We start from the raw sequence: 20,217 nt of genomic DNA on the forward strand, positions 1-20,217 counted from the left end.
CGCCGGCCCGGCGAGGCGCCGGGCCGGTGGTCCCCGCCCTCAGAGCGGGATGTTGTCGTGCTTCTTCCAGGGCTGCTCCATCTCCTTGGTGCGCAGCATGCTGAGGGCCCGGGCGACGCGCTTGCGCGTCGAGTGGGGCATGATCACCTCGTCGATGTAGCCGCGTTCGGCGGCCACGAACGGCGAGAGGAAGCGGTCCTCGTACTCGCGGGTGCGCTCGGCGATCTTCTCGGCATCGCCGATCTCGCTGCGGAAGATGATCTCCACGGCGCCCTTGGCGCCCATCACGGCGATCTGCGCGGTGGGCCAGGCGTAGTTGAGGTCGGCGCCGACGTGCTTGGACGCCATCACGTCGTAGGCCCCGCCGAAGGCCTTGCGGGTGATGATGGTCACCAGGGGCACCGTCGCCTGCGAATAGGCGAAGAGCAGCTTGGCGCCATGCTTGATCAGGCCGCCGTATTCCTGCGCGGTGCCCGGCAGGAAGCCCGGCACGTCGACGAAGGTGACGATCGGGATCGAGAAGGCATCGCAGAAGCGCACGAAGCGGGCCGCCTTGCGAGAGGCGTCCGAATCGAGCACGCCGGCCAGCACCATCGGCTGGTTCGCCACGAAGCCGACGGTGCGGCCCTCGATGCGCCCGAAGCCCGTCATGATGTTGCGGGCGTAGGTCGCCTGGATCTCGAAGAAGTCGCCCTCGTCGGCCACGCGCCGGATCAGCTCGCCCATGTCGTAGGGCTTGTTCGGGTTGTCCGGGATCAGCGTGTCGAGGCTCATGTCGAGGCGCAGCGGATCGTCGAAGCTCTCGATCTCCGGCACGCCGTCGATGTTGTTGGCGGGCAGGAAGTCGACGAGGCGGCGGACCTGCAGGAGCGCCTCGACGTCGTTCTCGAAGGAGCCGTCGGCGATGGAGGACTTGGTGGTGTGGACCTTGGCGCCGCCGAGCTCCTCGGCCGTCACGACTTCGTTGGTGACCGTCTTCACCACGTCGGGGCCGGTCACGAACATGTAGCTCGTGTCGCGCACCATGAAGATGAAGTCGGTCATGGCCGGCGAGTAGACGTCGCCGCCCGCGCAGGGGCCCATGATCACCGAGATCTGCGGGATGACGCCCGAGGCGGCGACGTTGCGGCGGAAGACCTCACCGTAGCCGCCCAGCGCCGCGACGCCTTCCTGGATGCGGGCCCCACCGGCATCGAAGATGCCGATGATCGGCGCGCGCATCTTCAGCGCCATGTCCTGGACCTTGACGATCTTGGCCGCGTGCGCCTCGGACAGGGAGCCGCCGAATACCGTGAAGTCCTTCGAGAACAGGAAGACCGTGCGTCCGTTGATGGTGCCCCAGCCCGTGACCACGCCGTCGCCGGGGATCTTCTGCTTCTCCATGCCGAAATCGGTGGAGCGATGCTGGACGAACATGTCGAACTCCTCGAACGACCCGTGGTCGAGGAGGAGCTCGATGCGCTCGCGCGCGGTCAGCTTGCCGCGCTTGTGCTGGGCCACGACGCGGTTCTCGCCGCCGCCGAGGCGGGCCTGGGCGCGCCGCTCTTCCAGCTTCTCGAGAATGTCCTTCATGCGCGCTCGACCCTGGTTGGAGAAATGAGGTCGCGTCCCGCACGAACTTGAGCGGTAACCTTGGCGGTCGCGATTTGAACCGGCCTTAGCACGCGGCGCTTTCCGCGAAAATCGATTTAACGGCTCAAGTGTGCCAGCCGGGCCGCGGCCTCGAACTCGGCTTGCCGAAGGGCGTGACGCGCCTCAGCCTCCGCGTCACGGCCCCAGACGCTCGCCTGATAGGTCTCGTCCACATGGGCCGCCGCCCAGGCTTCGGCCGGACTGGCCTGCTCGCGCAACACCGCGAGGGCGAGGACGAGCGATCCGGTCAGCGTCGTCAACGTGTGAAGGGCGGCCAACCGGAACGGGCCTTCGGTTTCGCCGATCGCCCGGCGCAGCGCCACCACGGTGGTATCCGGCTGGGTGACGTGCATGACGCCTTCGCCGAGGATGAAGCGGGCGCCGAGATCGCTGTGCGCCCAGTCGAGGATCGGGTCCCAGGCCTCGGCCTGGGCGCGCACGAGACGCTCCGGATCGCCGGCGCGGTAGGCCAGCAGGTCGGTGCCCGCATAAGCCGAGAGGTCGTCCACCACGGCCTCGCGGCGCGGCGCGACCCCGTCGATGGCGGTGTTGGCGAGGCGCGTCAGCGGCATGGTGGCGGGGTCGATGACCGCGACCTGCGCCGCCCATTCGGCCGCCACGGCCTCCGCGAGGGCGCGCGTCGGCAGGGCGAGAGGATTGCGGGCCGGCGTGTTCGCCGGGCGCCCGTCGAGGGTCAGCCGGAAGCCGTCGCCGTGCGCGGCGAGGCCGGCCTCTCCGTAGAACCGTTTCGGCAGGGCGGGCTTGCCGGGGCCGCGTGCCGCACGGGTGGGATCGGGCTGGGTGGGGTGTTCAGGCTCGCCGAGCCAATCGGGTTTGGGATCGTCGCTCATGGTCCTGCAGATAGGGCATCGCGGCGCGGGCTGCGAGACACGGCGTCTCGCGTCTGGCGCCGGGGTCAGGCCTGGGCCGCCGCCCGTGCGCGCGGATCCCCGGAGAAGAGGGCCCCGAGATCATCCGCGGTGTCGACGACGATGGAGGCGCCGGCACCGAACAGCGCCCCGACGGGATGGTAGCCCCAGGCCACGCCTACGGCCGCGGCACCGGCACTGACCGCCATCGTCATGTCGTAGGTGGTGTCGCCGATCATCACGGTGGCGTCCGGCGCGGCCCCGGTCTCCGCCATGGCCTGGAGCAGCATGGCGGGGTCGGGCTTGGAGGGCGCGTCGTCGGCGCTCTGGGTCGTGGCGAACCATCCCCGCCAGCCATGGGTCTCGATCAGGCGATCGACCCCGCGCCGCGCTTTTCCGGTGGCGATCCCGAGTTGCACGTCGTCGCGGGCGTGGAGGCGTGTGAGCAGCGCTTCCATGCCGGGGAACAAGGGCTCCTCGTAGTTCGGGTCGAGGCGCAGGATGTTGAAGGCGCGCTTGTAGCTCTCGGATAATCCCTCGATCGGGCCGTCGTCACCGACGAGGCGCCGGAAGGCCTGCGGCAGGGACAACCCCACCACCGAGAGCGAGTCCGTACGGCTCGGCGCCGTGAGGCCATGCTCGGCAAAGGCCATGCCCTGCGCGGCCACGATGAGGTGCTGGCTGTCGACGAGGGTTCCGTCGACGTCGAAGACGATGAGCTTCACGGATTCGGGCTCGTGCTGCGAACGGCGTTCCTCACGGCTGCCGCGGGCCCTGGGTCTGACCGTTCCGGGGGCGATCGTAGCCGAGCTTGCACCGGACGAGGAACCGGCGCCGGGCTCCGCCGCGCAGGCCGCGCGTGTGCGAGATCCGGTTGCAGGCGGCGTAGGACCGCCTCCGGGGCCGGCCGACCTGTGCCGCGCCGCGCCCTCCGGCCGTACCGACCGCCTGACTGGCTCCCGCCGGCCGTGATCCCTGCCCCTGTGCGCCCGGTCCCTGAAGCGGGACGGCCGGTGCCGCTTGTGGCTGCGGTCCTGAATTCTGCGGCGTCGCCGGCGTCTGCGGCTGCGCCCTTGTCTGGGTCTGGGCCGGTGGAGTCGCCTGCGCTGTCGCGGCGGTGCTGAGCGTGCTGCCCGCGCCGATCGCCGCGAGTGCCAGGAGTGCGAAGCCGATCGCCGGCGTCAGGATCGTGTCTCGATGCATCGTGGCGCGACGGTCCTTGGCCGGTGGCAACGCGCCCGCCGGGATGGATGGAGAGGATAAGGCATGGCGGGCGCTTGCCAAGGTGCAACCGTGGCGCCCTGCCGCCTCGTCCTCCGGCGAGGTGCCGCACCTCCCGAGCGCGGGAGGGGGCGTCAGGCTTCCGGCGCCTCCACGATGGGATCGTAGCGGGATGCGTCGAACCCGAGCAGGTTCCAGCTCTGCGCCATATGCGGCGGAAGCGGGGCCGTGACGTCCACGGGCTGTCCCGTCCGGGGATGCGGGATCACGATCCGTCGCGCGAGGAGATGCAGCCGATTCTGGATGCCGCCGGGCAGCTCCCAGTTCTCGATGCTGAAGTATTTCGGGTCGCCCACGATGGGATGCCCGATATGGGCGGCGTGCGCGCGCAACTGATGGGTGCGCCCGGTCACCGGCTTCAGCGACAGCCACGACAGCTTCTGGGCCGCGTTGTCGACCATGGCGTAATACGTCAGGGCGTGCGCGGCGCCCTCGTCGCCGTGCTTGGCCACCCGCATGCGCGCATCCGCGTCCGTGGGCTCCTCCTTGGCGAGGTAGGTCGAGATCCGGCCCTGCGCCACCCGCGGCACGCCGGCGGTGAGGGCCCAGTAGACCTTCCGGGCCGAGCGCGAACGGAAGCTCTTGGCCAGGGTCGCGGCGGCCAGCCGCGTCTTGGCCACGATGAGGCAACCCGCGGTGTCCTTGTCGAGGCGGTGGACGAGGCGCGGCTTCTGCCCGTCCTTGCCCGTCAGTGCCTCCAGGAGGCCATCCACGTGCCGCACGGTGCCGGAGCCGCCCTGGACCGCAAGGCCGAAGGGCTTGTTCAGGATCATCATCTCGGCATCCTCGTAGAGGATGAGCGAGCGGATGAAGTCGGCGTCCGTGGCGTCCTTCGCGGCCGAGCGGGGACGCTCGCCCTGGGCCTCGAGCTTGAGCGGCGGCACGCGCACACTCATGCCCGGATCGAGCCGATCGTTGGGCTTGGCGCGTTTGCCGTCGACCCGGAGCTCGCCCTTGCGCACGATGCTCTGGACGCGCGTGAAGGGAAGCTGGGGAAAACGCGTGGTCAGGAAGCGGTCGATCCGCATCCCGGCCTCGTCCTCCTCCACCGTGAGGGTCTGGACGCCGGAGGCCAGGGTGGCGGAGGCGGCCGCGCGCTGCTCGCGCCGGGTCGGTCCCTCTGGCGCCGGTGCGGTCTCGCGCGAGGCCGCGCCCGGGCGACGCGCCGGCGCGGGACCGGCCGGCGCCGGTCGCTCGGCGCGGGTGCGCGGCGCCCGCCGGGGGGCTTCGGTCACGGTCTCGAAGCCGTCCTGGGGGCCGGCCTCGCGGTCGCTCGCCTCCTGGCCGGGGCGCCAGGGGGCGTGCTTGGCCGCGGCATCGCCGCGCCCTTGCGCCGCGCGCTGGGCGGCATCGAGGGCACTGGTGCGCGGCCCCGTGCGCTCGCGGTCCGGCCGCCGGAAGGCACCCGGTTTGCCCGGCCGGGGGGAGCGGCCGGGCGGTGCGCCGCGGCCCGTGCCGGCGCCCTTGCGCCCGGAGCCGCCGCGTGAAGGTGGTCGTGTGGTCATGGCCTGCTCGTAACACCCACGGGCGCCACGACAAAGGGCACACGGAGCGTGTCGCCCGACCGGGTCGATCTTTCTGGGCTCCGATCCGGCCTCAGGCCGCGCGCCGGGCCGCCTCGAGGGTCAACCCGGTGCCCACGGAGCCGAAGGTGTCGCCATCGACCACGCGGGCGTTCGGGACGCCGATGGTCAGGGCGGCGCGGACATGGGGCAAGCCGGTGGAGCCCCCGGTGAGGAACAGGGCGTCGATCCGGTCCGCCGTGAGGCCGGCTTGCGCGAGGCATCGGTCGATCCGCTCGGCGATCCGCCGCGCGAGTTCGTCCGTATGGACGACGAGGCCCTGCCGGTCGATCTCGGCCTCGAGCCCCGCCTCGACCCAGTCCAGGGCGATCCTGCCCTGACCGGCCTCCGAGGTCGCGATCTTGGCGCCCTCCACCTCCATCGCCAGGGAATGCCCGCGCTCGGCTTCGACGACGGTGTGGAGCCGCGCCAGCAGGTCGGGACGCTGCGCGTCGCGGCGGACCTCCTCGATCTCGCGCAGGGTCTTGGCATTGTAGAGCCGGTTGATGCTCGACCAGGTGGCGAGGTCGTGGAAATAGCCCGTGGGGACATCGATATCGCCCCGCGTCATCGCGCTGCCGAGGCCGAGCAGCGGCATCACCGTGCCGAGGCTCAGCCGGCGGTCGAAGTCGGTCCCGCCGATGCGCACCCCGTCATTGGCCAGGATATCGCTGCTGCGATCGGGCTGCGCATGCCGCTCCGGCGAGAGGCGCACGATGGAGAAGTCCGAGGTGCCGCCGCCGATATCCGCGATGAGGGCGATCTCCTCCGCGCGGACCTGCTGCTCGTAATCGAGGGCGGCCGCGATCGGCTCGAACTGGAACGAGACGTGGCGGAAGCCGATGCTGGTGGCGATCGCGCGCAGGGCCTCCTCGGCGCGGGCATCGCCCTCCGGATCGCCGTCGACGAAGTGAACCGGGCGGCCGTGGACCACGGTATCGAGGACGCGGCCGGTCTCGGTCTCCGCCCGCGTCTTCACGGCCGCGAGGTAGCGGGCGATGACGTCGCGGAACCTGATGCGCTCGCGCCCGACGGGGGTCGTCTCCTCCAGGAGGGACGAGCCCAGCACCGACTTGAGGCTTCGCATCAACCGGCCCGGCGTTCCCTCGAGGTACTCGGCCATGGCGGCCCGCCCGACGAAGGGCGCCTGCCCCGGCGGAAAGAAGATCGCGCTGGGGATCGTGACGTGGCGCCCCTCCAGGGGCACGAGCTGCGGGCGCTGTCCGGTGACGAGGCCAAGGGTGGTGTTCGAGGTGCCGAAATCGAGGCCGCAGGCCGCCATGAGGATCTCCGGACGTCAGGTCCGCTGGTGGAGGGGCCGCCGGCCTACAGGCTGACCCGCGTCCGGTCCACCGTCCGTGAACCCGAAACGACGGACCGCGCCGGCGCGAGGCGGTCGGCGAACCGAGCCGGGCGGCGGTTTCGGCGACGGCCTCGCCGCGCGCCGGTGCACTTCGGCCGCCGCCGCGAGCCCCGCGCGGACAGGGCGGCGATCGCCCGGCGCAGGCGTCTCAGCCCTCTCCGAGATACCGGAGCCGCAGGTGAGCCATGAAATCCTCCGCGCCGAGGGGTTTGCCGGTGGCGGCGACGAGCAGGTCGTCGGTCTCGAGCAGGGAGCCGCGGGCGTGGATGGCCTCGCGCAGCCATCCGCGCAGGGCCGTGAAATCGCCCCTGGTCAGATCGGACGGCAGGCCCGGCCTCTGGTCCCGAGCCGCGCGGAACAGCTGCGCCGCCGCCATCGCGCCGAGGGTGTAGGTCGGGAAGTAGCCGAAGCTTCCGCTCGGCCAGTGGATGTCCTGCAGGCAGCCCAGCCGATCATCGGGGACGGTGAGGCCGAGGAGATCGCGCAGGCCGTCGTTGAAGGCGCCCGGCAGGTCGGCGAGCGCCAGATCGCCCGCGATCATCGCGGTCTCGAGTTCGTAGCGCAGGAGGATGTGGGCCGGATAGGTCACCTCGTCCGCATCGACCCGGATGAAGCCCGGCGCCACGCGCGTGTAGCACCGGTAGAGGTTCTGCGCGCTCCAGGCGGGTCCCTCCCCGCCGAAGGCCTCCGCCAGGATCGGCGCGAGATAGGCGCAGAACTCACCCGAGCGACAGGCCTGCATCTCCACCAGCAGCGACTGGCTCTCGTGCAGGGTCATGCCGCGGGCCGTCCCCACCGGCTGGTGATACCACGCGGCGGGCAGGCCCTGTTCGTAGAGGGCGTGGCCGGTCTCGTGCAGCACGCCCATCAGGGCGCCGGTGGCATCGGCGGCATCGTAGCGGGTGGTGATCCGCACATCGTCGGTGGCGCCGCCGCAGAAGGGGTGGAGGCTGACGTCGAGCCGGCCCCGCGCGAAATCGAAGCCGACGGCGCGCATCAGCCGTTCCCCGATCGCCTTCTGCGCCTCCACCGGGAACGGGCCGGTCAGGGGCAGCGGGGCCGGCTCCCGCGCCTGACGCGCCTGAACCGCCGCGATCAGGTCCGGCAACGCAGCGCGCAGGTGGGCGAACACCGGATCGATCGTGGCGCGGCGCATCCCGGGATCGTAGCCGTCGAGGAGGGCGTCGTACGGATCGAGGCCGAGGGCGGACCCCTTCGCCGCGCCGACCTCCCGCTGCAGGCGCAGGGTCTCGCCCAGGGCCGGCGCCAGCATGGCGAAATCGGCGCGCGCCCGCGCCTCCCGCCAGATCATCCCCGACTGGGACGACGCCTTCGAGCTCGCCGCCACGAGATCGGCCGGAACCGCGGCGGCATGCAGATAGGCCCGGCGCATCTCCCGCAGGTTCGCCCGTTCCCACGGCCCGAGGCTCGCGACGTCGTCGAGGGACCGGGCGATCAGGTCGCCGGTCTCCGGGGCCGTCAGGATCTCGTGGCCGATGACCGCGAGCTGGGCGAGCTGCTCGGCCCGCATGTCGGCCGCACCCGCGGGCATCAGCGTCTGGCGGTCCCAATGGAGAAGCCCCGCGGCGTCCCCGAGGGCGCCGAGGCGCGCGAAGCGGGCGGAGAGGATCGGATAGGTCTGCATGCTGGCTCGAAGGGACCTGCTGGATCGTGGCCTGGGCACGGAGCGTGACCGAGGACCGCTGGGACGTCGGTCCGGGGTGTCACGCACCCGGCCGCGCGGCGAGACCGGAGACGCGAATCCCACCATGGCGGCCACCCGGTTGCAAGGCCGGGCCGCGCGATCGCGCAGCTCCGGCGCCTCGCGCCGAGCCGAGACGTCGGACGCCCCGCAAGACTGGCCGCCGGCCCGGCCAGACCAGATCTGCCCCGGCCTGGGCAGTTAAGACGGTGTTAGCGGACTCGGTCCAGTTTGAGCGACATGGAACCCGTGCTTGTCCCGCTCAGCGACGACTCCGCCGCCTTCGATTTCAGCGCATTCCCGCTGGCGCCGAGCGGCGCGGCGCCCGCGACCTCCCGGGCGGCGGCTGTCCCGGACGTGCCCGCCCGGATGCTGGACGGAACGTCGGCCGGCTCACGGCCCCATTCCCTCCACCGGACGCTGCTTCCCTGGATCGGCGGTCAGGTCGCTGCGGCCATCGGTCTCGGCACCTGCCTCGCGCAGGCGATGCCGCCCGTCTCCGCCAAGCCGCTGCCCACCGACGAGATGGCCTTCGCCCTGCGCGTCGGCGATCCGGCGGAGTTCACGGGGCCGGTCCCGAGTGCGATCCGGGACGGCTTTCATCTGCGCCTCGTCTCGAGCGACTAGATTCCCCTCGTCTGCCTGAGGCAGCGGGCGCGCGACGCGTCGCGAACTTTCGACGGAGGAGACGCGGGCTTCAGTCCTCGTCGGCGCGTCGCTGCCGGCGCAGGGCTTCCCAATGGGCCAATCGCTCGGTGTAGCGCTGCTCCATGCCGCGATCCGTGGGCGCGTAGAAGTGCTGGCGCCCGAGCTTTTCGGGCCAGTAATCCTGGCCCGAGAAGGCGTCGGGCTCGTCGTGGTCGTAGCGATACCCCTCGCCGTAGCCGATCTTGCGCATCAGCTTCGTGGAGCCGTTGAGAATGGTGCGGGGCGGTGGCAGCGAGCCGTGCGCCTTCGCCACCCGCGTGGCGGCCTTGTAGGCCTCGTAGACCGCGTTCGATTTCGGCGCGCAGGCGAGGTAGATCGTGACCTGGGCCAGGGCCAATTCCCCCTCCGGCGAGCCGAGGAAGTCGAAGGCGTCCTTGGCGGCCGTGGCCACCACGAGGGCCTGCGGGTCGGCCAGGCCGATATCCTCCACCGCCATGCGCACGAGGCGGCGGGCGATGAAGAGGCGGTCCTCGCCGCCGTCGAGCATCCGGCAGAGATAGTAGAGCGCCGCGTCCGGGTCGGAGCCGCGCACAGTCTTATGCAGGGCGCTGATGAGGTTGTAGTGCCCCTCCTGGGACTTGTCGTAGATCGGCGCGCGGCGCTGGATGATCGCCTGCAAGTGCTCCGCGTCAAAGGTCTCGCCCGGTTTGGCCGAGCGCCAGACCTCCTCGGCGAGGGTCAGCGCGGCCCGCCCGTCCCCGTCGGCCATGCGCACCAGAACGCCCCGCGCCTCCGCGTCCAGGGGAAGCGGCTGGCCGGTCAGCGCCTCCGCCCGCACCAGCAGCTTGGCGACGGCTGCGTCGTCGAGCGCCCGGAAGAGGAGGACGCGGGCGCGGGACAGGAGGGCGGCGTTCAGCTCGAAGGACGGGTTTTCCGTGGTGGCGCCGACCAGCGTCACCGTGCCGTCCTCCATCACGGGCAGGAAGGCGTCGAGCTGCGCCCGGTTGAAGCGGTGGATCTCGTCGACGAAGAGCAGGGTGCCCCGCCCCGTGGCCCGGCGCCCGCGCGCCGCGTCGAACACCTTCCGGAGTTCGGCGATGCCGGAGAAGATCGCCGAGATCTGCTCGAAATGCAGGTCGGTCTCGTGCGCCAGGAGCCGCGCCACCGTGGTCTTGCCGGTGCCCGGCGGTCCCCAGAACACCAGCGAGCCGAAGGAGCGGGCATTGAGAAGGCGGGTCAGGGCCCCGTCGGGCCCGGTCAGGTGCTCCTGCCCGACCACCTCCGCCAGGGTTTTCGGACGCAGGGCATCCGCGAGGGGGCGGGGGGCGGTGTTGGCCAAGCCGGCGGAGGCGAACAGGTCGGACATCGGCGCATCAAAGACGCGGGCGGCGCCGCTTAGCAACCGAACCGTCGCACCTGTCACCAGCGATCCGGCGCATGGCCCAGGCGCGGTGCTCCGCCTCCGCCAGAAGCGCCCGGCGGAAACCGACGTCGGAGATGGGTCACCTACATGCGAAGGGGTGTTCGCTTTCGGTCTTGCCGCAGCACCTCCTCAGATACCTTGGGATCGAGGTCGCCGAAGGTGTTGTAGAGGTCTTCCACGGCGGCGAGCTGCGCGACGATCGTCTTGTCGAGTCGGAGGTTTTTCGCGGCAATCGCCGAAAAGAGCGTATCGGCCGCCAAACCGTACTCGCCCGCTGCGATGAACGAGCGAATGTCCGTCGCATCGTGGTTGTCCAGATCGCCCTCGATGGCCCCGAGGATCCCTGCAAGAATCTCGGATTTTGGGTGAAGGACTTCGATCATGACCGAGCACCAAGTTGTCTAGAGAGGGAATCCCGTGATGACCTGGCCGTTCCCGTCGACGACCACCCTGACATGAACGCCCGATCGCACTCCTTCGACGATCAGGCGGCCCTGGTAACTCGGCCGCTTCATAAGTGTCGGATCCAGAGCGATCTCGGAAATCATATCCATGATCGTCTGATCCGACCATGATCGTGGAAAGTATGACTTTCCGGGTTTTCCGGTTCGTGGTGAGTGACCACCTCCGCTTGCGTCCCCGTGAAGGATATGGGCGGCGCGTTCCGCCGTGATGTTCGAGGGCAGCCTGAGCGACACGCCCATCTCCGGCATCCAGCGGACCAAGGGCAGCCCGCCGGAATCAACTAACGGTTGTTTCTATTCGCGAAGGTTCGCCGGGGCAAGCGGCTCGCGCGGGCGCGCGGAGCCTTGGATGCGCTACCCCCCGAACATCGAGGTCATGACCTCGCCGCCGCGGTTGATCGAGACCTCCCACATGTTGAGGCTGTTGCGGGTGATCCGTTCCAGGTCCTTGGTGGTGGCGATCGGCATGCCGTTGATGGCGACGATCATGTCGCCCTTCTGCAGGCCGGCGCGCGCGGCGATCGAGCCCTCGTCGATGCTGGCCACCGCGACCCCGTCCGACGGGAAGTCGGCCTGAAGCTCTTCCGCCACGGCGGGTGACGTGTTCACCAGGGTCGCGCCGAGGAAGGGCGAGCGGGTGCGCACCTTGAGGGTGTCGCGCGGACGCGTCTCCGGCGCGGGGCCGAGCTTCACCGCCACGGTCGAGCGCCCGGTGCCGCGCAGGATGCCGAACTGGGTCTGGCCGGTGAGTCCCTTCAGGGCGAAGCGGTAGCCGAAGGCTTCCGGGTCATCGACGCTCTTGCCGTCCACCGTGAGGATGAGGTCGCCGCGCTTGAGGCCGGCCTCCTCCGCCGGGCTCTTGGCCTGGAGGCTCGCCACCAGCACGCCGGTGGGGTGATCCAGGCCCATGCTCTCGGCGATGTCGGGCGTCACGCTCTGCACGCGGGCGCCGAGCCAGGGACGCCGCACGGCGCTCGCCCCGCCCTTGGCGGTCTCCACCACGGCGCGGACCATGCTGGCGGGGATGGCGAAGCCGATGCCGTGGCTGCCGCCCGATTGCGAGTAGATCGCGGTGTTGATCCCAACCAGTTGGCCCTGGAGGTTGACCAGGGCACCGCCCGAATTGCCGGGATTGATGGCCGCATCGGTCTGGATGAAGAACTGATAGTCGGAGGAGCCGACCTGCGTGCGCGCCAGCGCCGAGACGATGCCCTGCGTCACCGTCTGCCCGACCCCGAACGGGTTGCCGATCGCCATCACGAAGTCGCCGACTTCGAGGGACTCGGAGTCGCCGAAGGCCATCGGGCTCAGCCCGCCGGACGGGCTCTTGATCTTGACCACGGCGAGATCGGTGCGGGGATCGCGCAGGACGATGGTGGCTTCGAACTCGCGCCGATCGGCGAGCGCGATGCGCACTTCGTTCATATTCTCGATGACGTGGTTGTTGGTGATGACGAGGCCGGATTCGTCGACGATCACGCCGGAGCCGAGGGACTTCTGGGCGCGTTCGCCCGGCGCGCCGCCGCGCCCGCGTCCCGCGCCGTTGTCACCGAAGAAGCGCCGCATGAACTCGTCCATGGCGCTGCGGCTCTGACCGCGCGTGTCCACGTGCGAGGCATAGACGTTCACCACGGAGGGGGCGGCCCGCTTCACCACCGGGGCGAAGGACAGTTGCACCTGGCCCTTGGCGAGGGGCACCACCTTCTCCGGCGCCCCCGGCTCGGGGACCGCCGGCGACTTCATCATCTGCGCCGTGGCGGGCGCGGCGGCGAGCGTCGCGGTCAGCAGCGGGACGAGCAGAAGGGACGTGCGCGGCATGGGAACTCCCGGGACGAGGGCGCGGCGGCCCTGCCCCGGTCTGGGACGGCGCCGCGACGGATTCCCGGATATCTAGACGCGTCGAGCCGCCGGCGCGAGGGGCGCCGGAGCCGGATCTTTCAGCGCCGGCCGATCGTGCCGGTGAAGCGGCTCGCCCGCTTGGCGAGGGCCGCGAAGCAGCTCAGCGACGCGTCGGCGGCGCGCTGCATCTCGGTGACCTGGAGGCGGATGGCATCGGCCGGGGTCTTGGCGCCCGAGAGAGCCTGCCAGTGGGCCACCGCCGCGGCGCCCTCGCCGCGAAGATAGGTGAGCACGGTGGTGTTCACCTCGCCGAGTTCACCCATCACCTCGGAGATCCGCGGCGACTTTGCGAGGTCCGCGAGCTTGCCGAAGGAAGCCTGGGAGCCTTCGAGGACGGGCCGCGCCGCCGGCAGGGGCTCGGCCATGGTCGCGGGCAGGGTCTGAGCGATGGTCTCCACGGCGTCGGTCGCGACTTCGACGGTGTCGGTCGCGACTTCGACAGCGTCGGCCGCGGCCTGGACCGTCTCCCGCCCGCCTTCGCCCGGTGCCGCCGTCTCTTCCGGGACCACGGTGAGATCCTCGACGCGTTCGGAGGTCTCGGTCGTCGCGGTGGCGGACTCGGTCACGACCGGGACCGGCGTGCCGTCGCTTCCGGCTGCCGCCGCCAGAGCGTCCGGGGACACGCCTTCGAGGAGCGCGTCATGGAGGTTCGGCGCATGGTCCGACCCCGATGGATCGTTCGGGTCACCCATCTCGACGGCCTGCACGGTGTCGATGTTCATCGGTCCATCCTCCTGGCTGCCGGCGGTCTGCGGGAGCGCTCCGGCTCGGTCCTGCGCTTTGGAGGGGGGTCTGCGCCGTCTTGCCATGGCTTCTGTCTCCTTGCCGCTTCGAGGGGAAGAATAACCCGAAACGGCGGGATGTCTGCGGGGCGCCGCGCGGGCGGGCGGCACCCCGAGGCGCTGAAGGGGGCCGGCCGCGCGTTTCGGGCCTTCGGCCGGGTTCAGGCGGAAGGGCGCAGGGTGTTCTGAGCCAGGGCGCCCAGATCCTTGGCCTGGGCCTGCAGGGTGGCGATCTGGCTGCGGATGAATTCGCCCTGCAACGCCATCGCCTCGCGGACGTCGCGGGTCCGGACCAGCTTCTGGGCGAAGTCGAAGGTCGCGGCGGCATTTTCCTGAGCCTGGTCGAGACCCTTCGCGACGACGGTCTGCATCGACTCCTGCACCGACTTCGACGTCGTCTGCATCTGCTCGGCCGTCTTGACCGCGGTGCCGATGAAGGTGCTCACGGCGGTGCGGGCCTGATCGACGCTCTTCTCGGCGAAGGCGCGCATTTCGGCGGGGATTTCGAAGGTCTGACCGGTCATCTCGCTTCTCTCCAGGCCGCACCGACTCGTTCGATGCATTGCGGGGAATCTATGTTGCGATGCAACATGGGCGTCAAGATCATCGGTCTGGAAAGATGCAGAATTTTGCCAACTTTCTGCGCCGCCTTCAAGCCGCCGAGGCAGCCGCGTCCGCGGGCAGCCGTTCGACGGCCCGGGTTGCGAGAATGCGTTCGTAGACCGCGATCAACGCATCGGTATGAACCCCCAGCGTCATCGGGCTTGCCCAGTAGCGGGCATGCGCGGCGGCGCCGAGGCTGGCCGTGCGTGCGTCGTCGTGGAGCGTCGCGGCCGCCCGGGCCCAGGCCTCGGGCTCCGGCGAAACGGAATAACCGTTCACCCCGTCGAGGATCTTCTCGGACGCTCCGGATCGGTTCGACGCCATCACCGGGATGCCGTTGGCCAAGGCCTCGTAGACCGTCAGGGGCCCGGTCTCGTACCAGCGGGACGGCGCGGCGATCGCCCGGGCCCGGCGGCGCAGGAGAGACCAGACCGCGTCCGGTGCCTGCCAGCCCACGAGTTCGACCCCGGGGCGCGCACGAAGCTCGTTCTCCAGGGGACCGGTGCCGACGAACAGGGCCGGAAGCCCGGCGGCCCGCGCGGCGTCCGCCACGAGGTCGACGCCCTTCTCACGGGTCAGGCGGCCGACATAGGCCAGCGCATCGCCCCGTGCCGGATCGGCCGGCACCTGCTTCGTGACGCGCACCGGATTGTCCACCCGGTGATGGGTGACCGTCAGACCCTCCAGGAGCGTACCCATCCGCGCCACGCTCGCGTCGCAGACATGGATGACGTCGAGGCGCTGCCGCTTCAGGGCCGCGCGCAGGAAGACCGAGCGGCCGACGCGCACCAGCTTGTGGAGCCGGCTCCGGCCGTCGCAGGGCGCTGCGAGGCAGGCGGCCGAGAGAGGCTTCAGAGCACAGGGCTCGGCCTGATCGAAGCGGTAATAGACCCCGTTCGGGCAGGCCAGGAAGTAGTCGTGCAGGGTCGTCACGACCGGGAGACCCCGCGCGAACAGCGCCGGGAAGACGCTGGGCGACAGGCTGCGCGTCCATTGGTGCAGATGGATCAGGTCCGGCCGCACCGGCAGCGCGTCCAAGGCGGCGCCGAGACGGGCGGCGGCCTCCGCGTCCCAGAGCCCGTTGAGCGCGGCGCGATGCGCCGGACGCTGCCAGATGTCCGTGTTGCCGAGGCCGATCCGGCGGATGCGGGGATGGTCTAGGAGGTGATCCACCGGCCCGTCGATGGCCTGGATGTAGGTCACGTCGAGTCCGGCCTCGGCGAGGCCCCGTGCCGATTCGACGGCCACCTTCTCGGCACCGCCGCTCGCCACCGCGAATTCCGCCAACACGACGATCTGCATGGGAGGTCCGAGACTGTGCCGATGCCTGAGGAATTCGCAGCGGACGACCCGACGACCACCGCAAGAACCGGGATTTACCGGAGATCAACGTACGTTCGGTAAAGATCGGGGAAGACCTCGTCGCTGGCCGGGACAGTTCACCATGCACCTCGTCCTTGTCGTGGACCACGCCTTCATCAACGGCGGACAGGCCAAGGTGGCCCTGGATGCGGGGCTCGGGCTGCGTGCCCGCGGCCACAGCGTCACGGTGTTCGCCGCCGTCGGCCCCGCCGACCCTCGCCTGGAGGCGGCCGGCATCCGCGTGGTCTGCCTCGGCCAGGACGACATCGGCACGACCCGGAACAAGCTCGCCTTCGCCGCGCAGGCGATCTGGAACCGTCCGGCCGCCCGGCGTCTGGCGGAGGAACTGCGCGGTCTTGACCCGCGCGACACCGTGGTCCACGTCCACGCCTTCGCCAAGGCGCTCTCGCCCTCGATCGGGCGCAGCCTCGCGGCGTCCGGACTGGCGCTGCTCTATACGATGCACGAGTTCTTCCTCGTGTGCCCGAACGGCGGCTTCTACGAGTATCCGGCCGCCCGGATCTGCCACCGCACGCCGATGTCCCCGGGCTGCCTGACCACGAACTGCGACGCCCGCAGCTACCCGCGCAAGCTCCTGCGGGTGGTTCGCCACCTCGCTCTCGAGCACGTGGCCGGCCTGAAGGCCCTGTTCCCGCACATCGTCACCCTCAGCGCCCTGCAGGAACGGGTCGTCGCCCCGCATCTGCCGAGCGCGACCCGCTTCCACAGGGTCGACAACCCGATCGCGGTGGCCAACGCGCCCCTCCGCTCCGGGGCGCCGGGCGATTTCCTCTTCGTCGGGCGGATCTCCACCGAGAAGGGCGCGCCGATCTTCGCCGAGGCGGCCCGCCGCGCCGGCGTTCGCCCGGTCTTCGTCGGGGACGGGCCGGCCCGCGCCGACCTCGCGGCGCGCTATCCCGAGGCCGTGATGCTGGGCTGGCGCGACGAGGCCGGCGTCCAGGCCCTGATGCGGCAGGCCCGCGCCCTCGTCTTTCCGAGCGTCTGGTACGAGGGCCAGCCCCTCACGGTCTACGAGGCCCTCGCCTGCGGCGCGCCGGTGATCGTCAGCGACGCCTGTGCCGGCCGGGAGGCGGTGGAGGACGGCGAGACCGGCTTCTGGTTCCGCTCCGGCGACCCGGACTCGCTCGCCGCGCATCTCGTGCGACTCTCCGAAGACGGCCTCGCCGAGCGCATGAGCCGGGCGGCCTACGAGCGGTACTGGGCGGCACCGCTGACGTCGGATGCGCATCTCGACCGGCTGATGCAGGTCTACGACTTCGTCCTGCGCGAGGCCCGAACCGCGGGCGCGCCGGCCGGCCGCGTCGCCACGCGCTCTCAGCTTCCGGCCGTATCCTGAGACAGCGGCCGAGATCCATCGACCGCGATGGACTGGCCCGATGCGGGATGTCTCAGACCCGGGAGGGCGTTCTGGCCGGCCTGTCGACCCTTGGGTGGACCGATCCGGTCATCGGGCCCGGTTCCCCCATGGAAACCCCACGCGCGCCCGGCGTTGTTTCGGACGACGTGCCGAGGAAGGCGCTGAATCCCCGAACCGAAGGAGTGCCCGCATGGCCGATCACCAGAAGACACCGGAGAGCGACACGATCTCCACCACGGGCCAGGCCGCCCCGAAGGGGTCGGACAAGAACCGCCCCGAGAACCAGAAGGGCGAACTCGACGCGCGCCTCGACGAGGCGCTGGAGGAGACCTTCCCGTCGAGCGATCCCGTCTCGGTGAAGGTGACCAAGTAGCGCGACCTCGACGACACCCTCTGTGAATACCAGAACGCTGGGGCGATCGGATTTCCCTGGCGTTCTGGCGTCGGCTTGTGCGGCTCAGGCGGCTTCGAGCAGGCGGCGGGCGATGACCTGGGCCTGGATCTCGGCGGCCCCCTCGAAGATCGAGAGGATGCGCGCGTCGCAGAGCACGCGGCTCACGGCGTATTCGAGCGCAAAGCCGTTGCCGCCATGGATCTGCAGAGCGTTGTCGGCCGCCGCCCAGGCCACGCGGGCGCCCAGAAGCTTGGCCATGCCGGCCTCGAGATCGCAGCGCTTGCCCTCGTCCTTCTCGCGAGCCGAGAAATACGTCAGCTGGCGGGCGATGTTGATCTCCACGGCCATCATGGCGATCTTGTCGGCCACGCGGGGGAAGTTGATCAGCGCCTTGCCGAACTGCACCCGGTCCTCGGCGTAGCGCAGACCAAGGTCGAGGGCGTTCTGCGCCACACCGATGGCCCGCGCCGCCGTCTGGATGCGCGCGGATTCGAAGGTCTGCATCAGTTGGGCGAAGCCCTTGCCCTCGACCTCGCCGAGGAGGTTGCCGGCAGGGACCTCGAAGTTGTCGAAGGCGAGTTCGTACTCCTTCATGCCGCGGTAGCCGAGCACGTGGATCTCGCCACCGGACAAGCCCTGGACCGGGAACGGCTCTGCGTCGGTGCCGCGCGGCTTCTCGGCGATGAGGAGCGACAGACCCTTGTGGCCCTTCTCCTCCGGCTTGGTGCGCACGAGGCAGGTCATGATGTCGGCGCGCACGGGGTGCGTGATCCAGGTCTTGTTGCCCGAGATTTTCCAGACGTCGCCGTCCTTGACCGCCTTGGTGCGCAGGCTCGCGAGATCGGAGCCCGTGTTCGGCTCGGTGAACACGGCGGTCGGCAGGGTGTCGCCCGAGGCGATGCCGGGCAGGAAGCGATGCTTCTGCTCTTCGGTGCCGCCGCACAGGATCAGCTCGGCGGCGATCTCCGAGCGGGTGCCGAGGGAGCCGACGCCGATATAGGCGCGCGACAACTCCTCGGAGACCACGCACATGGAGATCTTCGGCAGGCCCATGCCGCCGTACTCCTCCGGGATCGTCAGTCCGAAGACGCCGAGCTCGGCCATCTTGGTGACGATCTCCATCGGGATGTAGGCGTTCTGGCTGTGCCACTCGTGCGCGTGCGGCACGACCTCGGCGAGGCCGAAGCGACGCATCTCGGAGCGGATCGCCTCCATGTCCTCGTCGAGGCCGGACTTGCCGATGGTGGCCGAGCCGCCGTTGTCGCGGATCCGGGCCACGAGGGCAGCCCGGTTCTCGGGGGTGTTGCCCTCGGCGATCAGGGTCTCCACCGCTTCGGTACGGAACTTGGCGACCTCGCGCGAACCGAGGCCGAGGGAGCCTGTCGGCCGCACCATCTCGCCCTGGCTCATCGGAATGCCCGAGAACATCTGGTCGAGGTACTCGCCGAGACCGATCCGGACGAGGAGGCTCTCGGTCTCGCCGAACTCTCCACTCTCCGTCAGACGCTGCGCGTACGCGCCGAGCTCACGCACGCCCTCGGCATAGGTCGCGATCCAGGCGAGACCATGCGTGGCGTGCTGCTGGGTCTCCATCTTCTCGGCCGAGATCTTGCCCTCGTCCGACAGGATCGTGGTGCGCACCCGCCGGGTCGCCTCGGCGACGAGGGCTTTGGCGGCCTCGGCCGCCTCGCGGGCCAGGGTCACGAGGTCCTGCGGTTCGGTCGAGACGACGGGAGAGGCTGACATGGCAAACTCGCTGGCAAAGGAACGATACTTTGCAGTCCATTATAGGGAGGTTCGTCGCCCCTGTAGAGGCGTCTCGCCGCACTGCGGCACTATCCCGCCTGAATTCATTATCCGTGGGCGTGGAAAACCCTGATTTCTCTTTGCTAACCAAGGGATGATGAATTTTATTGAGACGCCTCTCAAAGAAAAAGTCACCGCCGCACCGGCGGGGGCTCATCCGCGACTGGCCAGAGCGACACCGAGGGTGGCGATGGCCATGCCACTCATCTGGACCGGCGCGAGCGACTCTTCGAACATGAGGTACGCCATGACAGCCGAGACCGGCGGTACCAGGAACAACAGCGACGCGACACCCGCCACGGCGCCGCGCTTAATCAGCATCAGAAGCAGGAGGATGCCACCGACGGAGTTGACGAGGACCGACCAGGCAAGGCCGAGCCAGAGGGGCGTGGAAGCATCGAATCCACCCGTCCCGAACAGGAGGGCGATTGGAACGGCAAGGAGTACGGCGCCCGCGAACTGAATGGCGGCATTGCTGAGGAGATCCGCACCAGCCCCATGTCGCTTCTGCCAGAGGGTTCCGCCGGTCATCGCCACCATCGCGAAGAGGCAAGCAGTCAGGGCCGGAACCGGGATGCCGGCAGGATCCGAGGCGCCGATCTTCGGTGCCAGGACGAGAAGCGCACCGGAAAAGCCGATGCCGATACCGAGCCAGCGCCGCCGGCTCACGGACTCCCCAAGGACGCGACCTGCCAGGCTCGCGGTCAACAGGGGCTGCAGGCTGCCAACGAGGGCAGCGATGCCGGACGGCAAGCCATGCTGCACCGACCAGAACACGCCGATGACGTAAACCCCCTGCATCAGCACGCCGGCGAACGCGGCATGGAGCCAGCCGGTGCGGTCGCGTGGCCAGCGAGCTCGGAGCAGGAGTGCCAGGGTCGCCAGCACCAGCGCGACGGCAACGACCCGGATTGCCACGAAGGTGAAGGCCTCGGCATGGGGAGCCACGAAGCGGGCCGCGACGAAGCCCGTCGCCCAGATCAGAACGAACAGGGCGGGGACGAGGAACGGAGCGGGCGCGGGCATGATGGCGGCCACGCATCACAGGG

The 20,217-nt window shown here is 70.1% G+C and carries 18 protein-coding genes; 3 read left to right on the forward strand and 15 right to left on the reverse strand.

The window, feature by feature from the left end; genetic code table 11:
* Positions 1–39: 39 nt before the first annotated feature.
* The 6 genes from AC6EUL_RS16525 to AC6EUL_RS16550 form a co-directional block, all read right to left on the reverse strand.
* Positions 40–1,572 (reverse strand): acyl-CoA carboxylase subunit beta, encoded by a 1,533-nt coding sequence (locus AC6EUL_RS16525; protein ID WP_056221169.1) that lies wholly within the window; start codon positions 1,570–1,572, stop codon positions 40–42.
* A 116-nt stretch (positions 1,573–1,688) separates the two neighbouring features.
* Complete coding sequence (locus AC6EUL_RS16530) at positions 1,689–2,483, reverse strand: ATP12 family chaperone protein (RefSeq protein WP_499871378.1); 795 nt, start codon at positions 2,481–2,483, stop codon at positions 1,689–1,691.
* 65 nt (positions 2,484–2,548) lie between these two features.
* Positions 2,549–3,226 (reverse strand): HAD-IA family hydrolase, encoded by a 678-nt coding sequence (locus AC6EUL_RS16535; RefSeq protein ID WP_056221163.1) that lies wholly within the window; start codon positions 3,224–3,226, stop codon positions 2,549–2,551.
* Between the two features lie 630 nt (positions 3,227–3,856).
* Positions 3,857–5,287, reverse strand: coding sequence for an RluA family pseudouridine synthase (locus AC6EUL_RS16540; RefSeq protein ID WP_056271736.1), 1,431 nt, complete (start codon positions 5,285–5,287; stop codon positions 3,857–3,859).
* A 91-nt stretch (positions 5,288–5,378) separates the two neighbouring features.
* Positions 5,379–6,626: an Hsp70 family protein gene (locus AC6EUL_RS16545; protein WP_499871381.1), complete on the reverse strand. Its 1,248-nt coding sequence runs from the start codon at positions 6,624–6,626 to the stop codon at positions 5,379–5,381.
* A 229-nt stretch (positions 6,627–6,855) separates the two neighbouring features.
* Complete coding sequence (locus tag AC6EUL_RS16550; protein ID WP_499871383.1) at positions 6,856–8,352, reverse strand: carboxypeptidase M32; 1,497 nt, start codon at positions 8,350–8,352, stop codon at positions 6,856–6,858.
* Between the two features lie 306 nt (positions 8,353–8,658).
* On the opposite strand from AC6EUL_RS16550, the gene AC6EUL_RS16555 reads away from it, so the two are divergent.
* Positions 8,659–9,036: a hypothetical protein gene (locus tag AC6EUL_RS16555; RefSeq protein ID WP_156394290.1), complete on the forward strand. Its 378-nt coding sequence runs from the start codon at positions 8,659–8,661 to the stop codon at positions 9,034–9,036.
* 70 nt (positions 9,037–9,106) lie between these two features.
* On the opposite strand, the gene AC6EUL_RS16560 is transcribed toward AC6EUL_RS16555, so the two are convergent.
* The 7 genes from AC6EUL_RS16560 to AC6EUL_RS16590 form a co-directional block, all read right to left on the reverse strand.
* The gene (locus tag AC6EUL_RS16560) at positions 9,107–10,423 is read right to left on the reverse strand and encodes a replication-associated recombination protein A (RefSeq protein ID WP_499871385.1); all 1,317 of its coding nucleotides are present in this window, start codon (positions 10,421–10,423) and stop codon (positions 9,107–9,109) included.
* A gap of 140 nt (positions 10,424–10,563) precedes the next feature.
* A complete protein-coding gene (locus AC6EUL_RS16565) occupies positions 10,564–10,863 on the reverse strand; it encodes a hypothetical protein (RefSeq protein ID WP_499871386.1) in 300 nt (99 codons plus the stop codon).
* 18 nt (positions 10,864–10,881) lie between these two features.
* The gene (locus tag AC6EUL_RS16570; protein WP_499871388.1) at positions 10,882–11,193 is read right to left on the reverse strand and encodes an EndoU domain-containing protein; all 312 of its coding nucleotides are present in this window, start codon (positions 11,191–11,193) and stop codon (positions 10,882–10,884) included.
* 105 nt (positions 11,194–11,298) lie between these two features.
* Positions 11,299–12,762, reverse strand: coding sequence for a Do family serine endopeptidase (locus tag AC6EUL_RS16575; protein ID WP_056221146.1), 1,464 nt, complete (start codon positions 12,760–12,762; stop codon positions 11,299–11,301).
* A 119-nt stretch (positions 12,763–12,881) separates the two neighbouring features.
* Positions 12,882–13,565: a hypothetical protein gene (locus AC6EUL_RS16580; RefSeq protein WP_499871390.1), complete on the reverse strand. Its 684-nt coding sequence runs from the start codon at positions 13,563–13,565 to the stop codon at positions 12,882–12,884.
* Between the two features lie 221 nt (positions 13,566–13,786).
* Positions 13,787–14,149 carry a phasin gene (locus tag AC6EUL_RS16585; protein ID WP_056271717.1) on the reverse strand — a complete coding sequence of 121 codons (363 nt, stop codon included), beginning with the start codon at positions 14,147–14,149 and terminating at the stop codon, positions 13,787–13,789.
* Between the two features lie 127 nt (positions 14,150–14,276).
* On the reverse strand, positions 14,277–15,530 hold the full coding sequence (locus AC6EUL_RS16590) for a glycosyltransferase (protein WP_499871392.1): 1,254 nt from the start codon (positions 15,528–15,530) through the stop codon (positions 14,277–14,279).
* Positions 15,531–15,672: 142 nt separating this feature from the next.
* Between AC6EUL_RS16590 and AC6EUL_RS16595 the strand changes: the two genes are divergently transcribed.
* Entirely contained in the window at positions 15,673–16,947 is a 1,275-nt protein-coding gene (locus tag AC6EUL_RS16595; RefSeq protein ID WP_499871394.1) for a glycosyltransferase family 4 protein, read from the forward strand.
* Positions 16,948–17,158: 211 nt separating this feature from the next.
* Positions 17,159–17,341, forward strand: coding sequence for a hypothetical protein (locus AC6EUL_RS16600; protein WP_056221130.1), 183 nt, complete (start codon positions 17,159–17,161; stop codon positions 17,339–17,341).
* 84 nt (positions 17,342–17,425) lie between these two features.
* On the opposite strand, the gene AC6EUL_RS16605 is transcribed toward AC6EUL_RS16600, so the two are convergent.
* Entirely contained in the window at positions 17,426–19,108 is a 1,683-nt protein-coding gene (locus tag AC6EUL_RS16605; protein WP_499871397.1) for an acyl-CoA dehydrogenase family protein, read from the reverse strand.
* Positions 19,109–19,321: 213 nt separating this feature from the next.
* Positions 19,322–20,194 carry a DMT family transporter gene (locus tag AC6EUL_RS16610; protein WP_499871439.1) on the reverse strand — a complete coding sequence of 291 codons (873 nt, stop codon included), beginning with the start codon at positions 20,192–20,194 and terminating at the stop codon, positions 19,322–19,324.
* Positions 20,195–20,217 lie beyond the last annotated feature (23 nt).

It is taken from the genome of Methylobacterium sp. 001424705 (assembly GCF_059816145.1).